This window comes from Mycobacterium sp. 2-64, assembly GCF_035918375.1.
Classification (GTDB): domain Bacteria; phylum Actinomycetota; class Actinomycetes; order Mycobacteriales; family Mycobacteriaceae; genus Mycobacterium; species Mycobacterium intracellulare.
Window position 1 is genome coordinate 1,080,779 of sequence record NZ_CP142361.1, and the last position, 23,622, is coordinate 1,104,400.

Consider the following 23,622-nt stretch of genomic DNA (forward strand, 5'->3'; position numbering starts at 1 on the left):
TCTCTTTGCGGGGAGCTGCGCGAATCGCCGCGGGATTCACTCATTGGGCCGATGGTAACGGTTGGACATCGGCGGCCGTCCGGTTGCGCGTGTCCGGCGCTTCGGCGGCGTTTGCGCACGATAGCCTTTCGAGCGTGAACGTTCCCCGTCGCTGTTGCCGGCCCGGGTGCCCGCACTACGCCGTGGCGACCCTAACGTTCGTCTATTCGGACTCGACGGCAGTCGTCGGCCCGCTGGCGACCGCTCGGGAACCGCACTCCTGGGATCTGTGCGTCAACCACGCCGGCCGCATCACCGCCCCCCGCGGATGGGAGCTGGTGCGCCATGCCGGCCCCCTGCCCACCCACCCCGACGAGGACGACCTGGTCGCCCTGGCCGACGCCGTCCGCGAAGGAGGTTCGGGGGATCGCGGCGCGCCGTACGGCGGCGCCCCAACGCCCGTGAACGGCTTCGCCGACCCGCACCTCCATCACGGCGGCACCCAGGCCACCGCGCCCAGCAGCAGCGTGCTCGCCCCGCCGGAGCATCGGTCCGGAAGGCGCCGCGGGCACCTGCGTGTGTTGCCCGATCCCAGCGACTAGGCGAATCCGCCCGCACCGCGGCTCGTGTTCTCTTCGGCCCGATAGGCTGACGGCCAAGAGTTCACGTCGTCAGGAGTCCCGCATGTCTCGGCCCGCCGCGACTGTCCACCGTGTCGTCAAGGCGTACGACGTGCGTGGTCTAGTCGGCGAAGAGCTCGACCAGCCGCTGGTCACCGATTTGGGCGCAGCCTTCGCCAGACTGATGCGCGCCGAGGGCGCCCGCCAAGTCGTGATCGGCCACGACATGCGCGACAGTTCGCCCACCCTGGCCGCGGCCTTCGCCGCCGGCGTCACCGGCCAGGGCCTCGACGTGGTGCGCGTCGGTCTGGCCTCGACCGATCAGCTCTACTTCGCCTCCGGGTTGCTGGACTGCCCCGGCGCGATGTTCACCGCGAGCCATAACCCCGCCGCCTACAACGGAATCAAGCTCTGCCGGGCGGGGGCCAAACCGGTCGGCGCCGAGAGCGGATTGCGCGTCATCGCCGACGACGTCATCGCCGGCGTGCAGGGTTACGACGGCCCACCCGGCACCGTCTCCGACCGCGACGTGCTGGCCGACTACGGGCAGTACCTGCGGTCCCTGGTGGACACCTCGGGGCTGCGCCCGCTGCGCGTGGCCGTCGACGCCGGCAACGGCATGGCCGGCCTGACCACCCCCGCGGTGCTCGGCCCGATCGCCTCGATCACGTTGTTGCCGTTGTACTTCGAGCTCGACGGCTCCTTCCCCAATCACGAGGCCAACCCGCTCGAACCCGCCAACCTGGTGGACCTGCAGACGTTCGTGCGCGAGACCGGCGCCGACATCGGGCTGGCCTTCGACGGGGACGCCGACCGCTGCTTCGTGGTCGACGAACGCGGCAACCCCGTGTCGCCGTCGACGGTGACCAGCCTGGTGGCCGCGCGCGAGCTGGGCCGCGAGATCGGCGCGACGATCATCCACAACGTGATCACCTCGCGCGCGGTGCCCGAACTGGTCAGCGAGCGCGGCGGCACACCGCTGCGCTCGCGGGTGGGCCACTCCTATATCAAGGCGCTGATGGCCGACACCGGCGCGATCTTCGGCGGCGAACATTCGGCCCACTACTACTTCCGCGACTTCTGGGGCGCCGACTCCGGGATGCTGGCCGCGCTGTACGTGCTGGCCGCGCTCGGCGAGCAGGACCGCCCGCTGTCCGAGCTGACCGCGGACTACCAGCGCTACGAATCGTCCGGCGAGATCAACTTCACCGTGGCCGACGCCGCGCAATGCACCGAGGCGGTGCTGAGATCGTTCGGCACCCGCATCCACTCCCTCGATCACGTGGACGGCGTGACGGTCGACCTGGGCGACGGCAACTGGTTCAACCTGCGCAGCTCGAACACCGAGCCGCTGCTGCGGCTCAACGTGGAGGGCCGCACCGCCGAGGACGTCGGCGCCGTGGTCGCCCAGATCAGCGCCGAAATCGCCGCGCAGACCCCGCGCGCGGAGGCCGCCCCGTGAACGCCACCCAGGCAATCGATCTCGAAGACACCGACGGCCTGCTGACCGCCGACCGCGACGGCCTGCTGCGGGCGGCGTCGTCGGCCGGCGCGCAGGTGCGTGCGATCGCCACCGCGGTCGAGGAGGGCGCACTGGACCCGCTGCGCGCCGAGGACCGTCCGCGCAGCGTGATCTGGGTGTCGGGCCGTGGCACCGCGGAGACCGCCGGGGCGATCCTGGCCGCGACGTTGAATTCGGTGGCGTCCCAGCCGTTCACGCTGGCCGGCGAGGCGCCCCCGTGGGTGGGGCCGCTCGACGTGCTGATCGTCGCGGGCGACGACCCCGGCGACCCCGCGCTGGTCGCCGCCGCCGCGACCGGGGTGCGGCGTGGCGCGCGGGTCGTGGTGGCCGCGCCCTACGAGGGTCCGTTGCGCGACGCCACGGCCGGGCACGCGGCGGTGCTGGCGCCCCGGCTGGGGGTTCCCGACGAATTCGGGCTGTGCCGGTATCTGGCCGCCGGGCTCGCGGTGGTGCACGCCGTCGACCCACGGCCCAGCGTGGACCTGGCGTTGCTCGCCGACGAGCTCGACGCCGAGGCGCTGCGCAACAGCGCCGCCCGCGAGCTGTTCACCAATCCGGCCAAGCTGCTGGCCGCGCGCATCGCCGACCGCCAGATCGCGCTGGCCGGCGACGGAGCCGCGACGCTGGCCCTGGCTCGGCACGGCAGCTCGGTGCTGCTGCGGATCGCGAACCAGGTCACCCCGGCCACCGGGCTGGCGGACGCGGTGGTCGCCCTGCGCGCCGCGGCCTCGTCCGGTTTCGGGGGTGCCATCGCCGATCCGGACGCCGCCCTGTTCCACGACGAGGAGATCGACGGGCCGTTGCCGCCGCGGCTGCGGGTGCTGGCGATCATCCTGGCGGCCGAGCAGACCGTGGTGGCCGCCCGGACGGCCGGGCTCGACGACGTGTACCTGCTCGCCGCCGAGGATGTGCCCGACGGACCCGGCGGCTCGGCCGGCTCCGGTGTTTCGCCTGCGCTGGGGGGTCCCGGTCGCGTCGAGCAGCAGCTGGCAGTATTAGCCGTCCGGCTGGAGATGGCCGCGGTTTACATGCGACTGGTGCGGGGATAAATAGAACAGTGGAACTGCTTCGCGGGGCCTTGAGAACGTACGCGTGGGGTTCGCGTACCGCGATCGCCGAGTTCACCGAACGTCCGGTGCCGGCGGCGCATCCGGAGGCCGAGCTCTGGTTCGGCGCCCACCCGGGCGACCCGGCCTGGCTGGAAACCGACAACGGTGAGATCACGTTGCTCGAGGCGCTCGACGCCGACCCCGAGGGCCAGCTCGGCCCCGGGTCGCGGGCCCGCTTCGGGGACGTGCTGCCGTTCCTCGTCAAGGTGCTGGCCGCCGACGAGCCGCTGTCGCTGCAGGCGCACCCGAGCGCCGCGCAGGCGGCCGAGGGCTACCTGCGCGAGGAGCGGGTCGGCATCCCGCTGACCTCGCCGGTGCGCAACTATCGCGACACCTCGCACAAGCCGGAGCTGCTGGTGGCGCTGCACCCGTTCGAGGCGCTCGCGGGCTTCCGCCAGGTGTCGCGCACCGTCGAGCTGCTGCGGGCCCTGGCGGTCTCCGACCTCGACCCCTTCATCGATCTGCTGAACGACCAGTCCGACGCCGACGGCCTGCGCGCGTTGTTCACCACGTGGATCACCGCCCCGCAGCCCGACATCGACGTGCTGGTGCCCGCCGTGCTGGACGGCGCGATCGCGTACCTCAGTTCGGGGGCAACCGAATTCGCGGCCGAGGCCAAGACGGTGCTCGAGCTCGGCGAGCGCTATCCCGGCGACGCCGGCGTGCTGGCGGCGTTGCTGCTCAACCGCGTCAGCCTGGGACCGGGTGAGGCCATCTTCGTGTCGGCCGGCAACCTGCACACCTACCTGCGGGGTTTCGCGGTGGAGGTGATGGCCAACTCCGACAACGTGTTACGGGGCGGGCTGACCCCCAAGCACGTCGACGTGCCCGAGCTGCTGCGGGTCCTGGACTTCGCGCCCACCACCGAGGAGCGGTTGCGGCCGCACATCCGCCGCGAGGGCTTCGGGCTGATCTATGAGACGCCGACCGACGAGTTCGCCGTCGCGCTGCTGGACCTCGAAGACGAGTACGTCGGCCACGAGGTGGATGCGACGTGCAGCCACGACGGCCCGCAGATCCTGTTGTGCATCCAGGGTTCCACGACGGTGCACGGCAAGTCCGGCTCGCTGACGCTCAAGCGGGGGATGGCCGCGTGGGTGGCGGCCGACGACGCCCCGATCCGGCTGGTCGCGCACGAGCCGAGCAAGCTGTTCAGGGCGACGGTGGGGCTGTAGCGGCTAGGCCTGATGGTGGCGACCCGCAGCGCCCGGCTGGTGCCGAGCGCGGCGACCCGCTTCGCCCGGCTCCGCCGCGCTTGCGGTCGCCGCGGCCGCGCTTGCGATCGCCACGCGCCGCTGCCTGACCGCCTGACGACGCTCGCCTAACCACAGCCGCGCGTTGTGCGCGATGGCGCGGCCGATGATCCGCGGCGGCGGCACCATGTAGAGGCTGTCCAGCAGGGAGAACCGGCGCAAAAACCATTCCGCCAGAACGGGTTCGGTTTCGGCGGCGCCGAGGAATTGGTCGAACAGCGCGCCGGAGGGCCGCCACCACCAAGGAATCGGCCCCTTCGTGCCGGCGTGGTGGAAGGTGATGTCGCCGATGGCGTTCATCATCCACACCGGGAAGGTGCTCCTGGCGGTGGCGCGGTGCAGCGTCGCGGCGAGTTGATCGTCGGGGCCTTGCAGCGCGCGGCGCAGATGGCCGGCCTGCAGGGAGGTCATCGTCATGCCCTGGCCGAAGGTGGGATTGAAGCTGGCCACCGCGTCGCCGAAGGCGATGATGCCGCCGGGGAAGCGCTCCAGTTTGTCGTAGCGGCGCCACCGGCTGGCCGGGAACGCGTGGAAGGCCGGATCGCCCAGCGGCTCGGCCTGTGCCAGCGCCACGCTGAAGCGGCCCGGCAGCAGCTGCCCGGCCAGACCCAGCATTTCGGGAAAGGTTCTCGGCGGTTTGACGTCGGCCACACCGAACGTCGTCAGGACCCAGGTGCCGTCCTCGTAGCACAGCATGCCCAGCCCCAGGGACTGGTCGTGGGAGGCGCCGGCGACCACGACCTTCTCCGCGATCAGCCCGTCGGGGATGCGGAACTGCTGGGTGGCGTAGTTGATGCCGATGTCGACGGCCTGTTCCACGGGCCGCTCAAAACCCCACTGCGCCAACCACACCGGCAGCCGGGTGCCCCGCCCCGCCGCGTCGACGACGAGATCCGCGCCGACGAACTCCGGCTCGCCGCCGTCGGGATCGGCCGGATCCACCAGCGCGCCGGTCACCCGTTGTCGCGCGGGGTCGAACCGAGGTTCGGCCACCGAGCGCCGCACGATGGTGACGTTGTCGAGGTCGTGAACCCGTTTGCGCAGCTGCCATTCCAGGTGCGGCCGGCTCGGCACGTAGGCGGTGAATTCGTCGCGCAGGGTTTGCCCGGTGCCCAGGACGTGGCCCGCGGCGCCCAGGTGGATGCAGTCGGGCCGGTTCTTGAGCTTGGGCACGCCGGCGGCCACCATGTCGTCGAGCAGGCCGGGAAAGAGGTTCTCGAATTCGATCGCGCCGCGCGCCATCAACATGTGCAGGTGCCGGTCCTGGGGGACCGTCGCCCGGTTCGCCGGGAAGGCCGGCAACTCGTCGCGCTCGTAGACGGTGACCCGCGAATACGCGTCCGACAGCACCCGCGCGGCGCACAGCCCGGCGATGCTCCCCCCGATGACCAGCGCGTGGTCCCGCGCGTCTGCTTTGCTGTCCGGCATCTGGGGGGAGTACCCAGTACTGTGTCGGACCAATGGCTCCCAGCGTTGGGAAAGGGCGGTTGCATGGCCAATCGGTGGCGCACGAAGTCGGTGGAACAGTCGATCGCCGACACCGACGAGCCGGACACCAAGTTGCGCAAGGACCTGACCATGTGGGACCTGGTCGTCTTCGGCGTCGCGGTGGTGATCGGCGCCGGCATCTTCACGGTCACCGCGTCGACGACCGGCGACATCACCGGGCCGTCCATCTGGCTGTCGTTCGTGATCGCGGCGGGCACCTGCGCGCTCGCGGCGCTGTGTTACGCCGAGTTCGCCTCGACGCTGCCGGTGGCCGGTAGCGCCTACACCTTCTCGTATGCGACCTTCGGTGAGTTCTTGGCCTGGATCATCGGCTGGAACCTGCTGCTGGAATTGGCGATCGGCGCCGCCGTGGTGGCCAAGGGCTGGTCGAGCTACCTGGGCACCGTGTTCGGGTTCGCCGGTGGCACAGCCGAATTCGGATCGGCCCAGGTCGACTGGGGCGCGCTGGTGATCGTCGCGGGGGTGGCGACGCTGATCGCGTTGGGCACCAAGCTGTCGTCGAGGTTCTCCGCGGTGGTCACCGGCATCAAGGTGTCGGTCGTGCTGTTCGTCGTGGTGGTCGGGGTCTTCTACATCAAGCGCGCCAACTATTCGCCGTTCGTTCCCAAACCGGAGGCCAGCAGCGAGGCCAAGGGCATCGACCAATCGGTCTTGTCGTTGCTGACGGGGGCGCACAGCAGCCACTACGGCTGGTATGGCGTGTTGGCGGGGGCGTCCATCGTCTTCTTCGCGTTCATCGGATTCGACATCGTGGCCACCATGGCCGAGGAGACCAAGCATCCGCAGCGCGACGTCCCCCGCGGGATCCTGGCGTCGCTGGGCATCGTGACCCTGCTCTACGTCGCGGTCGCGGTCGTGCTGTCGGGCATGGTGTCCTACACGCAGCTCAAGACGGTCCCGGGCCGCGGGCAGGCCAACCTGGCGACCGCCTTCACCGCGAACGGCATTCACTGGGCCAGCAAGATCATCTCGATCGGCGCGCTCGCGGGGCTGACCACCGTGGTGATGGTGCTGATGCTCGGCCAGTGCCGGGTGCTGTTCGCGATGGCGCGCGACGGGCTGTTGCCGCGCTCGCTGGCCAAGACCGGTTCGCGGGGCACCCCGGTGCGGATCACCGTGCTGGTCGCCCTGGTGGTGGCCGTGACCGCTTCGGTGTTCCCCATCACCAAGCTCGAGGAGATGGTCAACGTGGGCACGCTGTTCGCGTTCGTCCTGGTCTCCGCCGGCGTGATCGTGCTGCGCCGGACCCGGCCGGACTTAGAGCGCGGCTTCAAGGCGCCGTGGGTGCCGCTGCTTCCGATCGCCTCGATCGCGGCCTGCGTGTGGCTGATGCTCAACCTCACCGCGCTCACCTGGGTCCGGTTCGGGGTCTGGCTGGTGGTCGGCACGGCGATCTACGTCGGCTACGGCTACCGGCATTCCGTGCAGGGCGAGCGTGAGGCGGTGGCGCCCGAGCCCAGCGACTCGCTCGAGGCGGACCCGAACAGCCCGGTGCCGTAGCGGCTGCTGGTTTACAAAATCATGGCGTTTGTCTAGACAGGAGACGCAAACGCCGGTATTGTCCAACCTCAACGTGGTGTGACTCACAAGGAGGTTGGGCAGATGACCACACTCGAACCGCAGGTAGAACAGGCAGCCGGCGCGCCCGCGTGGCGGGACAAGAAGCGCCGACTCTGGCTGATGGGGCTGATCGCGCCGACGGCGTTGTTCGTGATGCTGCCGCTCGTCTGGGCGCTCAACCGGCTCGGCTGGCACGCCGCCGCGCAGGCGCCGCTGTGGATCGGGCCGATCCTGCTCTACGTCCTGCTGCCGATCCTGGACCTGCGCTTCGGGCCCGACGGGCAGAACCCGCCCGACGAGGTGATGGAGCGCCTCGAGAACGACAGGTACTACCGCTACTGCACCTACGCGTTCCTGCCGTTCCAGTACCTCAGCGTGGTCTTCGGCGCCTACCTGTTCACCGCGTCGAACCTGAGCTGGCTCGGCTTCGACGGGCCGCTGGGCTGGGCGGGCAAGCTCGGCGTGGCGCTGTCGGTCGGGGTGCTGGGCGGCGTCGGCATCAACACCGCCCACGAGATGGGCCACAAGAAGGATTCGCTGGAGCGCTGGCTGTCCAAGATCACGCTGGCGCAGACCTGCTACGGCCACTTCTACATCGAGCACAACCGCGGCCACCATGTGCGGGTCGCCACCCCGGAGGATCCCGCGTCGTCGCGCTTCGGGGAAACGTTCTGGGAGTTCTTGCCGCGCAGCGTCTTCGGGAGCCTGCGCTCGTCGCTGCGGCTGGAGGCCCAGCGGATTCGCCGGCTGGGCAAGAATCCCTGGAACCCCCTCACGTACCCGTCCAACGACGTGCTCAACGCCTGGGCCATGTCGGTGGTGCTGTGGGGGATCCTGATCGCGGTCTTCGGGCCGGCGCTGATCCCGTTCGTGATCGTCCAGGCGGTCTTCGGCTTCAGCTTGCTCGAGGCGGTCAACTACCTCGAGCACTACGGCCTTCTGCGGCAACAGAATTCGAGCGGCCGCTACGAGCGGTGCACCCCCGCGCACAGCTGGAACTCCGACCACGTGGTGACCAACCTGTTCCTGTATCACCTGCAGCGGCACAGCGATCACCACGCCAACCCGACGCGGCGCTACCAGACGCTGCGCAGCCTGGACGGCTCGCCCAACCTGCCCAGCGGGTACGCGTCGATGATCTCGCTCACGTACTTCCCGCCCCTGTGGCGCAAGGTCATGGACCACCGGGTGCTGGCGCACTACGACGGTGACATCACCCGGGTCAACATCCAGCCGCGGCTCCGCGAGAAGCTGCTCGCGCGCTACGGGGCCCAGGAGGCCCGCGCATGACCGCCTACCGCTGCCCCGGCTGCGACTACATCTACGACGAGGCGAAAGGCGCTCCGCGGGAAGGCTTTCCGCCGGGCACGCCCTTCAGCGACATTCCCGACGACTGGTGCTGCCCCGATTGCGCGGTGCGCGAGAAGGTCGATTTCGAAACTAGCCCGATAGGAGTGAACCGATGAGCGAGGACTACAAGCTTTTCGTCTGCGTCCAATGCGGATTCGAGTACGACGAGGCGAAGGGGTGGCCGGAGGACGGCATCGCGCCCGGAACCCGGTGGGCCGACATCCCGGAGGACTGGAGCTGCCCGGATTGCGGCGCGGCCAAAACCGACTTCGAGATGGTGGAGGTCGCCCGTTCGTGATTCGTTCGGCCGCCACCGCCAGTAGCGAAAGAGCCGATTTCGGCTCGCGAGCCACTATTGTCGCGCCTGTGAAGCGGATGCCGTACGCCGAGGCGTCGCGCGCCCTGCTGCGTGATTCGGTGCTCGACGCGATGCGCGAGGAGCTGCTGACCCGGGACTGGTCGGCCATCACCCTGTCCGACGTGGCCCGCGCCGCGGGCATCAGCCGGCAGACCATCTACAACGAGTTCGGCTCGCGGCAGGGGCTGGCGCAGGGGTACGGCCTGCGCCTGGCCGACCGCCTGGTCGACGCCGTCAACGCCGCGCTGGGTGCCCACGTCGGCGACATCTATGCGGCGTTCCTGCAGGGCTTCCGCGACCTGTTCACCGAGCTGTCGGCCGATCCGCTGGTGATCTCGCTGCTGACCGGCGTCGCCAAGCCGGACCTGCTGCAGATCATCACCACCGGCAGCGCGCCCATCATCACGCGGGCCTCCGAGCGGCTGACCACTGCGCTCACGCACAGCTGGGTGGCCACCAGCGACGAGGATGCCGGTGTGCTGGCGCGCGCCATCGTGCGGCTGGCGCTGAGCTATGTGTCGATGCCGCCCGAGGCCGACCACGACGTGGCCGCCGACCTGGCGCGGCTGATGACCCCGTTCGCCGAGCGGCACGGCGTCGTCAAGGTTCCCTGAACGTTCCCTGGCCCGTGCGGCGCGCGGGCGCACGACTACAGTGGCGCAAGAACATACCTAAGCTAATTACCGCTTGGATCCGAGCGAGCCCCGAGACGGCAGGAAAAAGGAAGAGAAGCCATGACGACGACCGAAAACGCACTCACCCCCGACGTTCGAAACGGCATCGACTTCAAGGTCGCCGATTTGTCGTTGGCGGATTACGGTCGCCGGGACATCGAGCTCTCCGAGCAGGAGATGCCCGGTCTGATGTCGCTGCGCCGCGAGTACCACGACGTGCAGCCGCTCAAGGGCGCGCGCATCTCGGGTTCGCTGCACATGACCGTGCAGACCGCGGTGCTGATCGAGACCCTCGTCGCGCTGGGCGCCGAGGTGCGGTGGGCGTCCTGCAACATCTTCTCCACCCAGGACCACGCCGCCGCGGCCGTCGTCGTCGGCCCGCACGGCACCCCCGAAGAACCCAAGGGTGTGCCGGTGTACGCGTGGAAGGGCGAGACGCTCGAGGAGTACTGGTGGGCGGCCGAGCAGGTGCTGACCTGGCCCGACGAGCCGGCCAACATGATCCTGGACGACGGCGGTGACGCCACCATGCTGGTGCTGCGCGGCGCGCAGTACGAGAAGGCCGGCGTGGTGCCGCCCGACGACGAGGACGACTCGACCGAGCACCGGGTGTTCCTCAACCTGCTGCGCAAGCGCTTCGAGACCGACAAGGACAAGTGGACCAAGATCGCCGCGTCGATCAAGGGCGTCTCGGAGGAGACCACCACCGGCGTGCTGCGGCTCTACCAGTTCGCCGCCGCCGGCGACCTGGCGTTCCCGGCGATCAACGTCAACGACTCGGTCACCAAATCCAAGTTCGACAACAAGTACGGCTGCCGGCACTCGCTGATCGACGGCATCAACCGCGGCACCGACGTGCTGATCGGCGGCAAGAAGGTGCTGATCTGCGGCTACGGCGACGTCGGTAAGGGTTCGGCCGAGTCGGTGGCCGGCCAGGGCGCCCGGGTGACGGTCACCGAGATCGACCCGATCAACGCCCTGCAGGCGCTGATGGAGGGCTTCGACGTCAAGCGGGTGGAGGACGTGATCGGCGAGGCCGACATCATCATCACGACCACCGGTAACAAGGACATCATCACCCTCGAGCACATGAAGGCGATGAAGGACAAGGCCATCCTGGGCAACATCGGCCACTTCGACAACGAGATCCAGATCGCCCGGCTGGAGAAGTCCGGCGCCACCAAGACGAACATCCGCCCGCAGGTCGACCTGTGGACCTTCCCGGACACCGGCAAGTCGATCATCGTGCTCTCCGAGGGCCGGCTGCTGAACCTGGGCAACGCCACCGGCCACCCGTCGTTCGTGATGAGCAACAGCTTCTCCAACCAGGTCATCGCGCAGATCGAGCTGTGGACCAAGAACGACGAGTACGACAACGAGGTCTACCGGCTGCCCAAGCACCTCGACGAGAAGGTGGCCCGCATCCACGTCGAGGCGCTCGGTGGCAAGCTGACCAAGCTGACCAAGGAGCAGGCCGAGTACATCGGCGTCGACGTCGACGGCCCCTACAAGGCCGACCACTACCGCTACTGAGCCGGCTTTGGCCGAACGCCCGGCCAAGCGGGCGTTCGGCACCGAGTGCCCGGCCAGCCGGGCACTCGGCGAGGGACTAGGCTCGCGCCGTGCTGATCGCGATCGAAGGCGTCGACGGCGCCGGCAAGCGGACGTTAGCCGAAGGGTTGCTGTCCGCTTTCGAAGCGGCCGGGCGGTCGGTGGCCACGCTGGCCTTCCCGCGGTACGGGCAATCGGTGACCGCCGACATCGCGGCCGAGGCGCTGCACGGCGAGCACGGGGACCTGGCGTCCTCGGTCTACGCGATGGCGACCCTCTTCGCGCTCGACCGCGCCGCCGCGGTCCAGCAGCTCGAGGGGCTGCGCCGCGACCACGACGTGGTGATCATGGACCGTTACGTCGCGTCCAACGCGGCCTACACCGCCGCGCGCCTGCATCAGGACGCGGGCGGGCCGGCGGTGGCGTGGGTGCACGGCCTCGAATACCAGCGCCTGGGTCTGCCCGCGCCCGACTGGCAGGTGCTGCTGGCGGTGCCGGCCGAACTGGCCGGGCAGCGGGCGCGCAGCCGCGCCGCATCCGATCCGGGCCGGGCGCGCGACAGCTACGAACGCGACGACGAGCTCCAGCAACGCACCGGCGACGTCTACGCGGGGCTGGCGGCCGCGGGCTGGGGCGGCCCGTGGCGGGTCGTCGACAAAGACGTCGATCCGGGTGGTTTGGCCGCCAGTTTGATGGCCAGATAGCACAGATTTGTCACGATTCGGCCGTATCGGAGAAGAAACGCCCGTGTGGCGCCCGAGTTTTGTCCCGATCTGGTGACACCATGGACTCCATGAGGCAAAGGATTTTGGTCGTCGATGACGACGCTTCGCTAGCCGAGATGCTCACCATCGTGCTTCGTGGGGAGGGTTTCGACACTGCGGTCATCGGTGACGGCACCCAGGCCCTGACTGCGGTGCGCGAACTGCGCCCCGATCTGGTGTTGTTGGACCTGATGCTGCCCGGCATGAACGGCATCGACGTGTGTCGGGTGTTGCGCGCCGATTCCGGCGTGCCGATCGTGATGCTGACCGCCAAGACCGACACCGTCGACGTGGTCCTTGGCCTCGAGTCGGGCGCCGACGACTACATCATGAAGCCGTTCAAGCCCAAGGAGCTGGTGGCCCGGGTGCGGGCGCGGCTGCGGCGCAACGACGACGAGCCCGCCGAGATGCTCTCCATCGCCGATGTCGAGATCGACGTGCCCGCGCACAAGGTCACGCGCAACGGCGAGCAGATCTCGCTGACCCCGCTGGAGTTCGACTTGCTGGTGGCGTTGGCGCGCAAACCGCGGCAGGTGTTTACTCGTGATGTGCTGCTCGAACAGGTGTGGGGCTATCGTCACCCGGCGGATACCCGCCTGGTGAACGTGCACGTCCAGCGTCTGCGGGCCAAGGTCGAGAAAGACCCTGAGAACCCGACCGTGGTGTTGACCGTTCGAGGAGTTGGGTACAAGGCCGGACCTCCGTGACCGGTAGGAACACGTGATCTGGGGCTCCCGGCGACGCACACGGAGCCGCTGGGGGCGCTCCGGCCCCATGACTCGCGGCATGGGCGCAGTGAGTCGGGCCGTCGCCATCGCCTGGCGCCGCTCGCTGCAGTTGCGGGTCGTCGCGCTGACGCTTGGGCTGTCGCTGGCGGTCATCCTGGCGCTCGGCTTCGTGTTGACGTCTCAGGTCACCAATCGCGTGCTCGACGTCAAGGTCAAGGCCGCCATCGAACAGATTGAGCGGGCGCGGACCACGGTCGGTGGGATCGTGAACGGCGAGGAGGCGCGCTCGCTGGACAGCAGCCTGCAGCTGGCCCGCAACACGCTGACGTCCAAGACCGACCAGGCCTCCGGCGCGGGGATGGCCGGCGCCTTCGACGCGGTGCTGATGGTGCCGGGCGACGGACCGCGCGCCGCCACCACGGCCGGCCCCGTCGACCAGGTGCCCAATTCCTTGCGCGGCTTCGTCAAGGCCGGGCAGGCGTCCTACCAGTACGCGACCGTGCACACCGACGGGTTCTCGGGCCCGGCGCTGATCGTCGGCACCCCGGCGTCCTCGCAGGTGGCCAACCTGGAGCTGTACCTGATCTTCCCGCTGAAGAACGAGCAGGCCACCATCCAGCTGGTGCGCGGCACCATGATCACCGGCGGCGCGGTGCTGCTGGTGCTGCTGGCCGGGATCGCGTTGCTTGTGTCGCGCCAGGTCGTCGTGCCGGTGCGGTCGGCATCGCGCATCGCCGAACGGTTCGCCGAGGGGCACTTGTCCGAACGGATGCCGGTGCGCGGCGAGGACGACATGGCGCGGCTGGCGATGTCATTCAACGACATGGCCGAAAGCCTGTCGCGACAGATCACCCAGTTGGAGGAGTTCGGTAACCTGCAGCGCCGCTTCACTTCTGACGTGAGCCACGAGCTGCGCACCCCGCTGACCACTGTGCGCATGGCCGCCGACCTGATCTATGACCACAGCGCGGACCTCGACCCGACGCTGGCGCGCTCCACCGAGCTGATGGTCAGCGAGCTGGACCGGTTCGAGTCGCTGCTCAACGACCTGCTGGAGATCTCCCGGCACGACGCCGGTGTCGCCGAGCTGTCCGTCGAGGCGGTCGACCTGCGCACCACCGTGCGCAGCGCGCTGAGCAACGTGGGGCATCTGGCCGAGGACGCCGGCATCGAACTGCAGGTGGATTTGCCCACGCACGAGGTGATCGCCGAGGTCGACACCCGCCGGGTGGAGCGGATCCTGCGCAACCTGATCGCCAACGCCATCGACCACGCCGAGCACAAGCCGGTCAAGATCCGGATGGGCGCAGACGAGGACACGGTCGCGGTCACCGTCCGCGACTATGGGGTCGGGCTGCGCCCGGGCGAGGAGAAGCTGGTCTTCAGCAGGTTCTGGCGCGCGGACCCCTCGCGGGTGCGCCGGTCCGGCGGCACCGGGCTCGGCCTGGCGATTAGCATCGAGGACGCGCGGCTGCACCAGGGCCGGCTGGAGGCGTGGGGCGAACCGGGCGACGGCTCGTGCTTCCGGCTGACGCTGCCGTTGGTCCGGGGCCATAAGGTCACCACCAGCCCGTTGCCCATGAAACCGATCCCGCAGCCTTCCCAGCCGGGTGGTCAATCCGCCCCGCAGTCCGGGTCCGAGCGCAAGGAACGTCCGCAGCGCCAGCGTGAGCACGCCGAGAGGACCGTGTGATGCGGCGCCTGCTGGGCCTGCTGATGCTGGCCGTCCTGCTGGCGGGCTGCGCCGGGGTGCCCAGTTCGTCGGCGCCGCAGGCGATCGGCACCGTCGAGCGGCCGGCGCCGTCGAACCTGCCCAAGCCGACCCCGGGCATGGACCCCGACGTGCTGCTGCGCGAATTCCTCAAGGCCACAGCCGATCCGGCGAACCGGCACCTGGCCGCCCGCCAGTTCCTCACTCAGTCGGCGTCCAACTCGTGGGACGACGCCGGTAGCGCGCTGCTGATCGATCACGTCGTGTTCGTCGAAACCCGTGCGGCCGAACGTGTTTCGGCAACCATGCGGGCGGACATCCTGGGCTCGCTGTCCGACATGGGGGTGTTCGAAACCGCCGAGGGCGTGCTGCCCGATCCCGGGCCGATCGAGTTGGTCAAGACCTCCGGCGGCTGGCGCATCGACCGCCTGCCGAACGGGGTTTTCCTGGACTGGCAACAGTTCCAGGCGACCTACAAACGCAATACTCTTTACTTCGCCGACCCGACCGGCAAGACCGTGGTCCCCGATCCGCGCTATGTCGCGGTGCCCGACCACGACCAGCTGGCGACCGAGCTGGTGTCCAAGGTGATCGCCGGGCCGCGGCCGGAGATGGCGCACACGGTCCGCAACCTGCTCGCCCCGCCGCTGCGGCTGCGCGGGCCGGTGACCCGGGCCGACGGCGGCAAGAACGGGATCGGGCGCGGGTATGGCGGGGCGCGCGTCGATCTGGAGAAGCTGTCCACCACCGACCCGCACAGCAGGCAATTGGTTGCGGCGCAGATCATTTGGACGCTGGCCCGCGCCGATATCCGGGGACCGTACGTGATCAACGCCGACGGCGCGCCGCTGGACGACCGATTCCGCGACGGGTGGACCACCTCCGATGTCGCGGCCACCGATCCCGGCGTGGCCGACGGCGCGGGCGCCGGGCTGCACGCCCTGGTGAACGGGTCACTGGTGTCGCTGGACGGGCAGCACACCTCGATGGTGCCGGGCGCGTTCGGTCGCATGGGGGATCAGACCGGTGCCGCGTTGTCGCGCAGCGGCCGGGAGGTGGCGTCCGTGGTGACGCTGCACCGCGGCGCCCCGGACATGGCGGCCTCCTTGTGGATCGGTGATCTGGGTCAGGAGGCGGTGCAGTCCGCCGACGGGCACAGCCTGTCGCGCCCCACCTGGTCGCTGGACGACGTGGTCTGGGTCGTGGTCGACGGCAACAACGTGCTCCGGGCGATCCAGGAGCCGGCGTCGGGGCAACCCGCGCGCATTCCGGTGGATTCGGTGGCGGTGGCCACCCGGTTCCCGGGGCCGATCACCGACCTGCAGCTGTCCCGCGACAGCACGCGGGCCGCGATGGTGATCGGCGGGCAGGTGATCCTCGCCAGCGTGGAGCAGACCCAGGCCGGCCAGTACGCCCTCACGTATCCACGCCGGCTGGGCTTCGGGTTGGGCAATTCGGTGGTGTCGCTGTCGTGGCGCACCGGCGATGACATCGTGGTGACCCGCACCGACGCCAACCATCCTGTCTCGTACGTGAACATCGACGGGGTGAACTCCGACGCGCCGGCCCGCGGACTGCAGATGCCGGTGACCACCGTGGTGGCCAACCCGTCCACGGCCTACGTCGCGGGACCCGAAGGGGTGCTTCAGTATTCGCCGTCCGCCGACGGTCAGCAGGGCTGGTCGGACGTGCCCGGGCTGACGATTCCCGGCGCGGCGCCGGTGCTGCCGGGCTAGCTGTACGGCCGGCGATGTCGGCCCCGCCCGCCACACTGGCGGCGTGCTCGATCTCATCCTGCCGGCCGAATGCGGCGGCTGCGGCGCGCCGTCGTCCCGGTGGTGCGAAGCCTGCGCCACGGAGCTGGCCGTCAGGCCGGACGAGCCGCACGTGGTGAACCCGCGCATCGACGCGGGCGTCCCGGTGTTCGCGCTCGGCCGCTACGCCAACGCCCGCCGGCAGGCGATCCTGGCGCTCAAGGAACACGGCCGCGCCGATCTCGTCGCGCCGCTGGCGCGCGCACTGGCCCTCGGGGTGCACCGGCTGCTGTCGTGGGGGATCCTCGACACCCCGCTCACGATCGTGCCGGCACCGACCCGGCGTTCGGCCGCGCGCCGGCGCGGCGGTGACCCCGTTCTCCGGTTGGCCCGCGCCGCGGTGGCGCAGCACCCGGAGATCGCCGTGGCCCAGGCACTGCGGATCAAGGCCTTGACCCGCGACTCGGTGGGGCTGGGCACCGCCGCGCGGGAACGCAACATCACCGGCCGGGTCGTGCTGTGCGGCCGGCCGCCTGCCGCCGACGTCATGGTCGTCGACGACATCGTCACCACCGGGGCGACGGCGCGCGAGTCGGTGCGCGTCCTTCAGGCCGCGGGGGTCCGGGTCGTCGCGGTGCTGACGATCGCCGCCGCGTGAGGCGGTGAACCGGCCAAGAGGTTGTGAAGAACTCGCAACAGCTCTGCGAAATTAGTGGCATGGGTAGGCGAACACGAGCTAACGTCGGAATCAACATTCATTGACTCACTTGGTCGGGATATTCCCAGGTTGAGCCCCACTTGCGGGAAGGGGTGAGTAATCGACACCTTGCACCGGCGGGCAGCCTGCGGCGGTAGCCAGTCTCGAACCGCTCTCACCTCGTCGGCGCATCAAGCCAGCCGGGCACGCAACGCGCGTGCGACGTGTAAAGAGAAATGAGTTGTCACGTATGTCAAGGCTATCCGTGGATTCCGGTCAGATTCTGGACCAACCTCCCTCCGCCCCCGATGGGCAAGCCCAACCGACAACCACCGCCGACGTTGTGTTCAAAGGCCGCAACGTAGAAATCCCCGATCATTACCGCCTGTACGTCTCCCAAAAACTCGCCCGCCTCGAGCGGTTCGATCGCTCCATCTACCTCTTCGATGTCGAGCTCAAACACGCTCCCAACCGGCGGCAGCGCAAATCCTGTCAACGCGTGGAGATCACCGCCCGTGGCCGGGGCCCGGTGAGCCGGGCGGAGGCCTGCGCCAACAGCTTCTACGCCGCGTTCGAGTCCGCGGTGGACAAGCTGGAGAGCCGGCTGCGCCGCGTCAAGGACCGCCGCAAGGTCCACTACGGCGACAAGACGCCGGTCTCGCTGGCCGCCGCCACCGCGGTGCCGCCCCCCGAACCGGCGCGCGGCGCGCCCGAGGCGCCCGTCGACCACGGCGCATCGAATGACGGCGTGGACCAGGACCACGAACCCGGACGGATCGTGCGGACCAAGGAGCACCCGGCCACGCCGATGACGGTCGACGACGCGCTCTACGAGATGGAGCTCGTCGGGCACGACTTCTTCTTGTTCCACGACAAGCACACCGAGCGGCCGTGCGTGGTCTACCGGCGCCACGCCTACGACTACGGCCTGATCCGACTGGGCTGATCCCGTCACCCCGCCGAACGTCGACTTATTGCGAGATTTCAAGCAAATTGGCGCAAGAAGTCGACGTTCGGCGCCCAAAGAGCGACGTCACCTAGGATGGGTGTCGCCAAAGACTCCGATCCGGCCCGGTGACGATGCAGAGCGCGTAGCGCGATGAGGAGGAGCCGGGCGATCAAACCGTAGAGGACATAGCTGTGCTGTCGAAGTTGCTGCGCCTTGGCGAAGGTCGCATGCTCAAGCGTCTCAGGCGGGTGGCTGACTACGTCAACACCTTGTCCGACGAGATCGAGAAGCTCACCGACGCCGAGTTGCGGGCCAAGACCGACGAGTTCAAGAAGCGGCACGCCGACGGCGAGAGCCTCGACGACCTGCTGCCCGAGGCCTTCGCCGTCGCCCGCGAGGCGGCCTGGCGGGTGCTCGACCAGCGCCCCTTCGACGTGCAGGTGATGGGCGCGGCCGCGCTGCACTTCGGCAACGTCGCCGAGATGAAGACCGGTGAGGGCAAGACCCTGACCTCCGTGCTGCCGGCCTACCTCAACGGCATCGGCGGCAAGGGCGTGCACGTCGTCACCGTCAACGACTACCTGGCCAAACGTGACAGCGAGTGGATGGGCCGCGTGCACCGCTTCCTCGGGCTGGATGTCGGCGTGATCCTCGCCCAGATGACGCCCGACGAGCGGCGGGTGGCCTACAACGCCGACATCACCTACGGCACCAACAACGAATTCGGGTTCGACTACCTGCGCGACAACATGGCGCATTCGCTCGACGACCTGGTCCAGCGCGGACACAACTTCGCCATCGTCGACGAGGTCGACTCCATCCTGATCGACGAGGCCCGCACCCCGCTGATCATCTCCGGCCCCGCCGACGGCGCCTCCAACTGGTACCTCGAGTTCGCCCGGCTCGCGCCGCTGATGGAAAAGGACACCCACTACGAGGTGGACCTGCGCAAGCGCACCGTCGGCGTGCACGAGCTCGGCGTGGAGTTCGTCGAGGACCAGCTCGGCATCGACAACCTCTACGAGGCCGCGAACTCGCCGCTGGTCAGCTACCTCAACAACGCGTTGAAGGCCAAGGAGCTGTTCAACCGCGACAAGGACTACATCGTGCGCGACGGCGAGGTGCTCATCGTCGACGAGTTCACCGGCCGCGTGCTCTACGGCCGCCGCTACAACGAGGGCATGCACCAGGCCATCGAGGCCAAGGAGCACGTCGAGATCAAGGCCGAGAACCAGACGCTGGCCACCATCACCCTGCAGAACTACTTCCGGCTCTACGACAAGCTCGCCGGCATGACCGGTACCGCCCAGACCGAGGCGGCCGAGCTGCACGAGATCTACAAGCTCGGCGTGGTGCCCATCCCCACCAACAAGCCGATGATCCGCGCCGACCAGTCCGACCTGATCTACAAGACCGAAGAGGCCAAGTACATCGCGGTCGTCGACGACGTCGTCGAGCGCTTCGAAAAGGGCCAGCCGGTGCTGATCGGTACCACCAGCGTCGAGCGTTCCGAGTACCTGTCGCGGCAGTTCCAGAAGCGCCGCGTCCCGCACAACGTGCTCAACGCGAAGTTCCACGAGCAGGAGGCGACCATCATCGCGGTCGCCGGCCGCCGCGGCGGCGTCACCGTGGCGACCAACATGGCCGGTCGAGGCACCGACATCGTGCTGGGCGGCAACGTCGACTTCCTCACCGACCAGCGGCTGCGTGAGCGCGGCCTCGACCCGGTGGAGACGCCGGACGAGTACGAAGCGGCGTGGCACGAGGAATTGCCGAAGGTCAAGGAGGAGGCCTCCAAGGAGGCCGAAGAGGTGATCGAGGCCGGCGGCCTGTACGTATTGGGCACCGAACGGCACGAGTCGCGGCGCATCGACAACCAGCTGCGCGGCCGCTCCGGCCGGCAGGGTGACCCGGGCGAGTCGCGCTTCTACCTGTCCCTGGGCGACGAGCTCATGCGCCGCTTCAACGGCGCCGCGCTCGAGGCGATGCTCAACCGGCTGAACCTGCCCGACGACGTGCCCATCGAGGCGAAGATGGTCACCCGGGCGATCAAGAGCGCCCAGACCCAGGTGGAGCAGCAGAACTTCGAGGTCCGCAAAAACGTCCTCAAGTACGACGAGGTGATGAACCAGCAGCGCAAGGTGATCTACGCCGAGCGCCGCCGCATCCTGGAGGGCGAGAACCTCAAGGAGCAGGCGCTGGACATGGTCCGCGACGTGGTCACCGCCTACGTCAACGGCGCGACGGCCGACGGCTACGCGGAGGACTGGGACCTGGAATCCCTGTGGACGGCCCTGAAGACGCTGTATCCGGTGGGCATCGACCATGCGCCGCTGACCCACCACGACGCCGACTCCGAGCGCGACGACCTCACCCGCGAGGAGCTGCTCGAGGCGTTGCTGAAAGACGCCGAAAACGCTTATGCCGCAAGGGAAGCCGAGCTCGAGGAGATAGCGGGCGAGGGCGCGATGCGTCAGCTGGAGCGCAACGTGCTGCTCAACGTCATTGACCGCAAGTGGCGCGAGCACCTCTACGAGATGGACTACCTCAAGGAGGGCATCGGGCTGCGCGCGATGGCCCAGCGCGACCCCCTGGTCGAATACCAGCGCGAGGGCTACGACATGTTCATGGCCATGCTCGAGGGCATGAAAGAGGAGTCGGTCGGCTTCCTGTTCAACGTCACTGTCGAGGCGGTGCCCACCCCGCAGGTCGCCCCGGTCCAGGCGCCCGAAGGGCTCGAGGAATTCGCCACCGCCGCGGCCGCCCAGCAGGGCGGTACCACGACCGCCGTGCGCGAAGAGGCCCCAAGTACGCTGCGCGCCAAGGGGATTGACAACCAGGCGCCGGCGCTCACCTATTCCGGCCCCTCGGAGGACGGCTCGGCGCAGGTGCAGCGCAACGGCGGTGACGCCAAGACACCGGCGGGGGTTCCCGCCGGGGCCAGCCGCCGCGAGCGGCGAGCGGCGGCGCGCCAACAGGGCCGCGGCGCCAAGCCACCCAAATCGGTGAAGCGGCGCTAGCGGGGCGCACTCGCCTTTTCGGCTTTCCGCCCGCCGCCCGACTGTCCGGGCGCTCCGCGGCCCAACGCCCGGCTGGCCGGGCGCTCGGGGACCGGGGACTCGTCGCCGAATTTGAGGCATCCGCCCCATGCGCCGGGGCGGTGGCCGCGCGGACCATCCATGGATGACCACAGCACGCACCCCCCTCGACGCCGCCACCGCCGTCCTGCACCACCCCGTCCTGCCCGCCGGGGATGACGAACGATTCGTCGGATTCGGCGTGCTGGGGCTCCCCTTCGCCAGCGGGCACTACCTGGCGCTGCGGCAGTTCCCGGCGACGTCGTTCTCGCCCGGCTATCGCTCGGTGTGGCACCGCGACCCCCACGGCGCCTGGACCTTCTACGCGACCACGCCGGGCCCGCAGAGCTGCGCCCGCTTCTTCAGCGCGGCGACCAGCCGCGACGCGGTCCAGTGCGACATCGACGTCGCGTGGGTCACCCCGTGGTCGTTGTTCGTCGCCATCCCGGGGCTGCTGGCCTGGCAGATCGACCTGCACGCCACGTGGTCGACGCGGCTGATGAGCGCGGTGGGCGCGCGACTGCCCGCCTGGGCGTGGACCAACCGGGCGGCCCTGGCCGTCCTCGGCCGCGTCGCCGGGCCGACGCTGCGGGCCGGGCGGATCCGGCTCGCCGGAACCGCGCCCAACGGCCAGCGATTCATGATCGCGCCCGCACAGGTGTGGGCGGTGGGACACTCGCGCGCGGTCTTGCGCGAGGTGGACCTCGGGCCGGTGGGGCCGCTGCGCCCGCAGGCGCGGCTGGCCGGCTTCCGCCCGCCGCAACGCGGCGTGTTCGCGGTGGGTTCCGGGCATTTCGACAGCTTCGACGCCGCCCGGCACGAGGCCGTGCGGCGCACCGCCGCAATCGGGTAACACCGCGGCCGCCGGCTGGGCACAATGAGGCTCATGCCAGAATCCGAACTACCGACGCGGGCGGAGCTGCTCGCGGCGTTGTCGGTGGCGATCGATCTCGGCCTCGGCCAACCCGCCGAGCACATGCTGCGCGCGGCGCTCATCGCGACCCGGCTCGCCGACCGGCTCGGGCTGTGTGCCGACGAGCGCGACTGTGCCTACTACACCACGCTGATCATGTGGGTCGGCTGCCACGCGGACTCCCACGAATACGCGCGCTGGTTCGGCGACGACATCGCCGTCCGCCACGATTCTTATCTGGTCGACTGGTCCGGGATCCCGTACCTGCGCTTCCTGGCGAGCAACGTCGGCCGCGGCCAGCCCCTCGCGCATCGAATGGCCGTGCTGGCAACGCTTTTCGCCAACGCGCGCGGTCACATCTCCCGGCTGATCCACTCGCACTGCGCGTCGGCGGCGCTGCTGGCAGACCGGATCGGGTTGAGTCCCGACGTGCAGGCCGCGCTCGCGTTCGCCTTCGAGCGCTACGACGGCGGCGGGCTGCCCGCGGGAGCGCGGGGGGAGACCATCCCCATCCAGATGCGCATCGCGCAGCTCGCCGACATGGTCGAGGTTCATCACCGCACGTACGGCGTCGCCGGCGCCGTGGCCATGGTGAGCGGCCGGCGCGGCGGGCAGTTCGATCCCCGGGTCGCTGACGCGTTCCTGCGCGACGCCGACGCGATCCTGGCCGGACCGCCCGCAGGCGATGCATGGGCGGCGGCGCTGGGCGAGGCGCCCGATCGCCATCAGCGGCTTGACGACTCGTCGCTGGACGCGTTGCTCGTCGCGCTGGGCGACTTCGTCGACCTGAAATGCCCGTTCACCCTTGGGCATTCGCGCGCGGTGGCCCGGCTCGCGGGCGACGCCGCGCTGGCCGCCGGAATGGACACGGACGCGGTGGCGCTGACCCGGCGCGCGGGCCACGTCCATGACCTCGGCCGCATCGGGGTGTCGAATCACATCTGGTCGCGGCAAGGCCCGTTGAGCGCATCGGAATTCGAGCGGGTACGGCTGCACCCGTATCTGACGGTGCGCATCCTCAACCAGGTCCCCGGCCTGGGCCGGCTGGCCGAGGTCGCCGGCAATCACCACGAATGCCTCGACGGCTCGGGATATCCGCGCGGACTGGCCGGGCCCGCGCTGCACATGCCGGATCGCATCCTGGCCGCCGCCGTCTGTTACCAGTCCGCCCGCGAGCCGAGGCCGTACCGGGAGCCGATGTCGGCCGGCGCGGCGGCCCGCCGGCTGCGCGGGCGTGCGCAGGCCGGGGAACTCGACGCGGTCGCGGTCGAAGCGGTGTTGCACGCGGCCGGACAACCCGCGCAACGACCGAACCTGCGGCCGGACCGGCTGACCCCCAGGGAGGTCGAGGTGCTGTGCCTGGTCGCCCGCGGCGCGTCCAACAAGGAGATCGCGGCGTCGCTGGTGATCAGCGAGAAAACGGCCCGCAATCACGTCGAGCGGACGTACGCCAAGATCGGCGTTTCGAACCGCATCGGCGCCAGCATGTACGCGCTGCGGCACGGCCTGGTGAACCCGGTGCCCAGCTAACCCGACGGGCGTCT

Annotated in this window: 20 protein-coding genes; 19 read left to right on the forward strand and 1 reads right to left on the reverse strand. The window is 69.5% G+C overall.

Going from position 1 to position 23,622, the window contains the following annotated elements; translation table 11 throughout:
- Positions 1-134 precede the first annotated feature (134 nt).
- From QGN31_RS05180 to manA, 4 genes are all read left to right on the forward strand, one after another.
- Complete coding sequence (locus QGN31_RS05180) at positions 135-581, forward strand: DUF3499 domain-containing protein (RefSeq protein ID WP_193375011.1); 447 nt, start codon at positions 135-137, stop codon at positions 579-581.
- 82 nt (positions 582-663) lie between these two features.
- Positions 664-2,061 carry a phosphomannomutase/phosphoglucomutase gene (locus QGN31_RS05185; RefSeq protein ID WP_041787100.1) on the forward strand — a complete coding sequence of 466 codons (1,398 nt, stop codon included), beginning with the start codon at positions 664-666 and terminating at the stop codon, positions 2,059-2,061.
- Positions 2,058-3,170, forward strand: a complete 1,113-nt coding sequence (locus QGN31_RS05190) for a hypothetical protein (protein ID WP_014942811.1) — start codon at positions 2,058-2,060, stop codon at positions 3,168-3,170. The genes QGN31_RS05185 and QGN31_RS05190 overlap by 4 nt, the downstream gene beginning before the upstream one ends.
- Positions 3,171-3,178: 8 nt before the next feature.
- The gene (gene manA / locus QGN31_RS05195; RefSeq protein WP_009957368.1) at positions 3,179-4,405 is read left to right on the forward strand and encodes a mannose-6-phosphate isomerase, class I; all 1,227 of its coding nucleotides are present in this window, start codon (positions 3,179-3,181) and stop codon (positions 4,403-4,405) included.
- Between the two features lie 3 nt (positions 4,406-4,408).
- Here manA and QGN31_RS05200 read toward each other — a convergent pair whose 3' ends face one another.
- The gene (locus QGN31_RS05200; RefSeq protein WP_233425339.1) at positions 4,409-5,875 is read right to left on the reverse strand and encodes an FAD-dependent oxidoreductase; all 1,467 of its coding nucleotides are present in this window, start codon (positions 5,873-5,875) and stop codon (positions 4,409-4,411) included.
- Between the two features lie 99 nt (positions 5,876-5,974).
- On the opposite strand from QGN31_RS05200, the gene QGN31_RS05205 reads away from it, so the two are divergent.
- From QGN31_RS05205 to QGN31_RS05275, 15 genes are all read left to right on the forward strand, one after another.
- On the forward strand, positions 5,975-7,492 hold the full coding sequence (locus QGN31_RS05205) for an APC family permease (protein WP_008259797.1): 1,518 nt from the start codon (positions 5,975-5,977) through the stop codon (positions 7,490-7,492).
- A gap of 102 nt (positions 7,493-7,594) precedes the next feature.
- The gene (locus QGN31_RS05210) at positions 7,595-8,842 is read left to right on the forward strand and encodes an alkane 1-monooxygenase (protein WP_008259796.1); all 1,248 of its coding nucleotides are present in this window, start codon (positions 7,595-7,597) and stop codon (positions 8,840-8,842) included.
- Positions 8,839-9,018: a rubredoxin gene (locus tag QGN31_RS05215; RefSeq protein WP_008259795.1), complete on the forward strand. Its 180-nt coding sequence runs from the start codon at positions 8,839-8,841 to the stop codon at positions 9,016-9,018. The genes QGN31_RS05210 and QGN31_RS05215 overlap by 4 nt, the downstream gene beginning before the upstream one ends.
- The gene (locus QGN31_RS05220; protein ID WP_014385674.1) at positions 9,015-9,200 is read left to right on the forward strand and encodes a rubredoxin; all 186 of its coding nucleotides are present in this window, start codon (positions 9,015-9,017) and stop codon (positions 9,198-9,200) included. Before QGN31_RS05215 ends, QGN31_RS05220 begins: the two co-directional genes overlap by 4 nt.
- Positions 9,201-9,277: 77 nt before the next feature.
- On the forward strand, positions 9,278-9,874 hold the full coding sequence (gene alkX / locus QGN31_RS05225) for a TetR family transcriptional regulator AlkX (protein ID WP_009957362.1): 597 nt from the start codon (positions 9,278-9,280) through the stop codon (positions 9,872-9,874).
- Between the two features lie 120 nt (positions 9,875-9,994).
- Positions 9,995-11,467: an adenosylhomocysteinase gene (gene ahcY, locus QGN31_RS05230; RefSeq protein WP_008259773.1), complete on the forward strand. Its 1,473-nt coding sequence runs from the start codon at positions 9,995-9,997 to the stop codon at positions 11,465-11,467.
- 89 nt (positions 11,468-11,556) lie between these two features.
- A complete protein-coding gene (locus tag QGN31_RS05235) occupies positions 11,557-12,189 on the forward strand; it encodes a dTMP kinase (protein WP_014942809.1) in 633 nt (210 codons plus the stop codon).
- An 80-nt stretch (positions 12,190-12,269) separates the two neighbouring features.
- Positions 12,270-12,956 carry a two-component system response regulator MtrA gene (gene mtrA / locus QGN31_RS05240; protein WP_007168097.1) on the forward strand — a complete coding sequence of 229 codons (687 nt, stop codon included), beginning with the start codon at positions 12,270-12,272 and terminating at the stop codon, positions 12,954-12,956.
- A 13-nt stretch (positions 12,957-12,969) separates the two neighbouring features.
- A complete protein-coding gene (gene mtrB, locus QGN31_RS05245; RefSeq protein ID WP_083863021.1) occupies positions 12,970-14,670 on the forward strand; it encodes an MtrAB system histidine kinase MtrB in 1,701 nt (566 codons plus the stop codon).
- Complete coding sequence (gene lpqB / locus QGN31_RS05250; protein ID WP_014383182.1) at positions 14,670-16,424, forward strand: MtrAB system accessory lipoprotein LpqB; 1,755 nt, start codon at positions 14,670-14,672, stop codon at positions 16,422-16,424. The genes mtrB and lpqB overlap by 1 nt, the downstream gene beginning before the upstream one ends.
- 43 nt (positions 16,425-16,467) lie before the next feature.
- The gene (locus tag QGN31_RS05255; protein WP_014385653.1) at positions 16,468-17,100 is read left to right on the forward strand and encodes a ComF family protein; all 633 of its coding nucleotides are present in this window, start codon (positions 16,468-16,470) and stop codon (positions 17,098-17,100) included.
- Between the two features lie 304 nt (positions 17,101-17,404).
- Complete coding sequence (gene hpf, locus QGN31_RS05260) at positions 17,405-18,085, forward strand: ribosome hibernation-promoting factor, HPF/YfiA family (protein WP_014942806.1); 681 nt, start codon at positions 17,405-17,407, stop codon at positions 18,083-18,085.
- Positions 18,086-18,279: 194 nt separating this feature from the next.
- Positions 18,280-21,108: a preprotein translocase subunit SecA gene (gene secA / locus QGN31_RS05265; protein WP_009957356.1), complete on the forward strand. Its 2,829-nt coding sequence runs from the start codon at positions 18,280-18,282 to the stop codon at positions 21,106-21,108.
- A gap of 163 nt (positions 21,109-21,271) precedes the next feature.
- Complete coding sequence (locus QGN31_RS05270; protein ID WP_014383180.1) at positions 21,272-22,018, forward strand: hypothetical protein; 747 nt, start codon at positions 21,272-21,274, stop codon at positions 22,016-22,018.
- Positions 22,019-22,051: 33 nt separating this feature from the next.
- The gene (locus QGN31_RS05275) at positions 22,052-23,608 is read left to right on the forward strand and encodes an HD domain-containing phosphohydrolase (protein WP_014942805.1); all 1,557 of its coding nucleotides are present in this window, start codon (positions 22,052-22,054) and stop codon (positions 23,606-23,608) included.
- The last annotated feature ends 14 nt before the right edge of the window (positions 23,609-23,622 follow it).

Excerpts from the sequence above, each read along its gene's own strand:
- alkX (WP_009957362.1), top strand. The coding sequence starts at position 9,278 with ATGCCGTACGCCGAGGCGTCGCGCGCCCTGCTGCGTGATTCGGTGCTC.
- lpqB (WP_014383182.1), top strand. The coding sequence starts at position 14,670 with ATGCGGCGCCTGCTGGGCCTGCTGATGCTGGCCGTCCTGCTGGCGGGC.
- ahcY (WP_008259773.1), top strand. The coding sequence starts at position 9,995 with ATGACGACGACCGAAAACGCACTCACCCCCGACGTTCGAAACGGCATC.
- QGN31_RS05270 (WP_014383180.1), top strand. The coding sequence starts at position 21,272 with ATGACCACAGCACGCACCCCCCTCGACGCCGCCACCGCCGTCCTGCAC.
- QGN31_RS05210 (WP_008259796.1), top strand. The coding sequence starts at position 7,595 with ATGACCACACTCGAACCGCAGGTAGAACAGGCAGCCGGCGCGCCCGCG.
- QGN31_RS05205 (WP_008259797.1), top strand. The coding sequence starts at position 5,975 with ATGGCCAATCGGTGGCGCACGAAGTCGGTGGAACAGTCGATCGCCGAC.
- mtrA (WP_007168097.1), top strand. The coding sequence starts at position 12,270 with ATGGACTCCATGAGGCAAAGGATTTTGGTCGTCGATGACGACGCTTCG.
- QGN31_RS05275 (WP_014942805.1), top strand. The coding sequence starts at position 22,052 with ATGCCAGAATCCGAACTACCGACGCGGGCGGAGCTGCTCGCGGCGTTG.
- QGN31_RS05215 (WP_008259795.1), top strand. The coding sequence starts at position 8,839 with ATGACCGCCTACCGCTGCCCCGGCTGCGACTACATCTACGACGAGGCG.
- QGN31_RS05220 (WP_014385674.1), top strand. The coding sequence starts at position 9,015 with ATGAGCGAGGACTACAAGCTTTTCGTCTGCGTCCAATGCGGATTCGAG.
- QGN31_RS05185 (WP_041787100.1), top strand. The coding sequence starts at position 664 with ATGTCTCGGCCCGCCGCGACTGTCCACCGTGTCGTCAAGGCGTACGAC.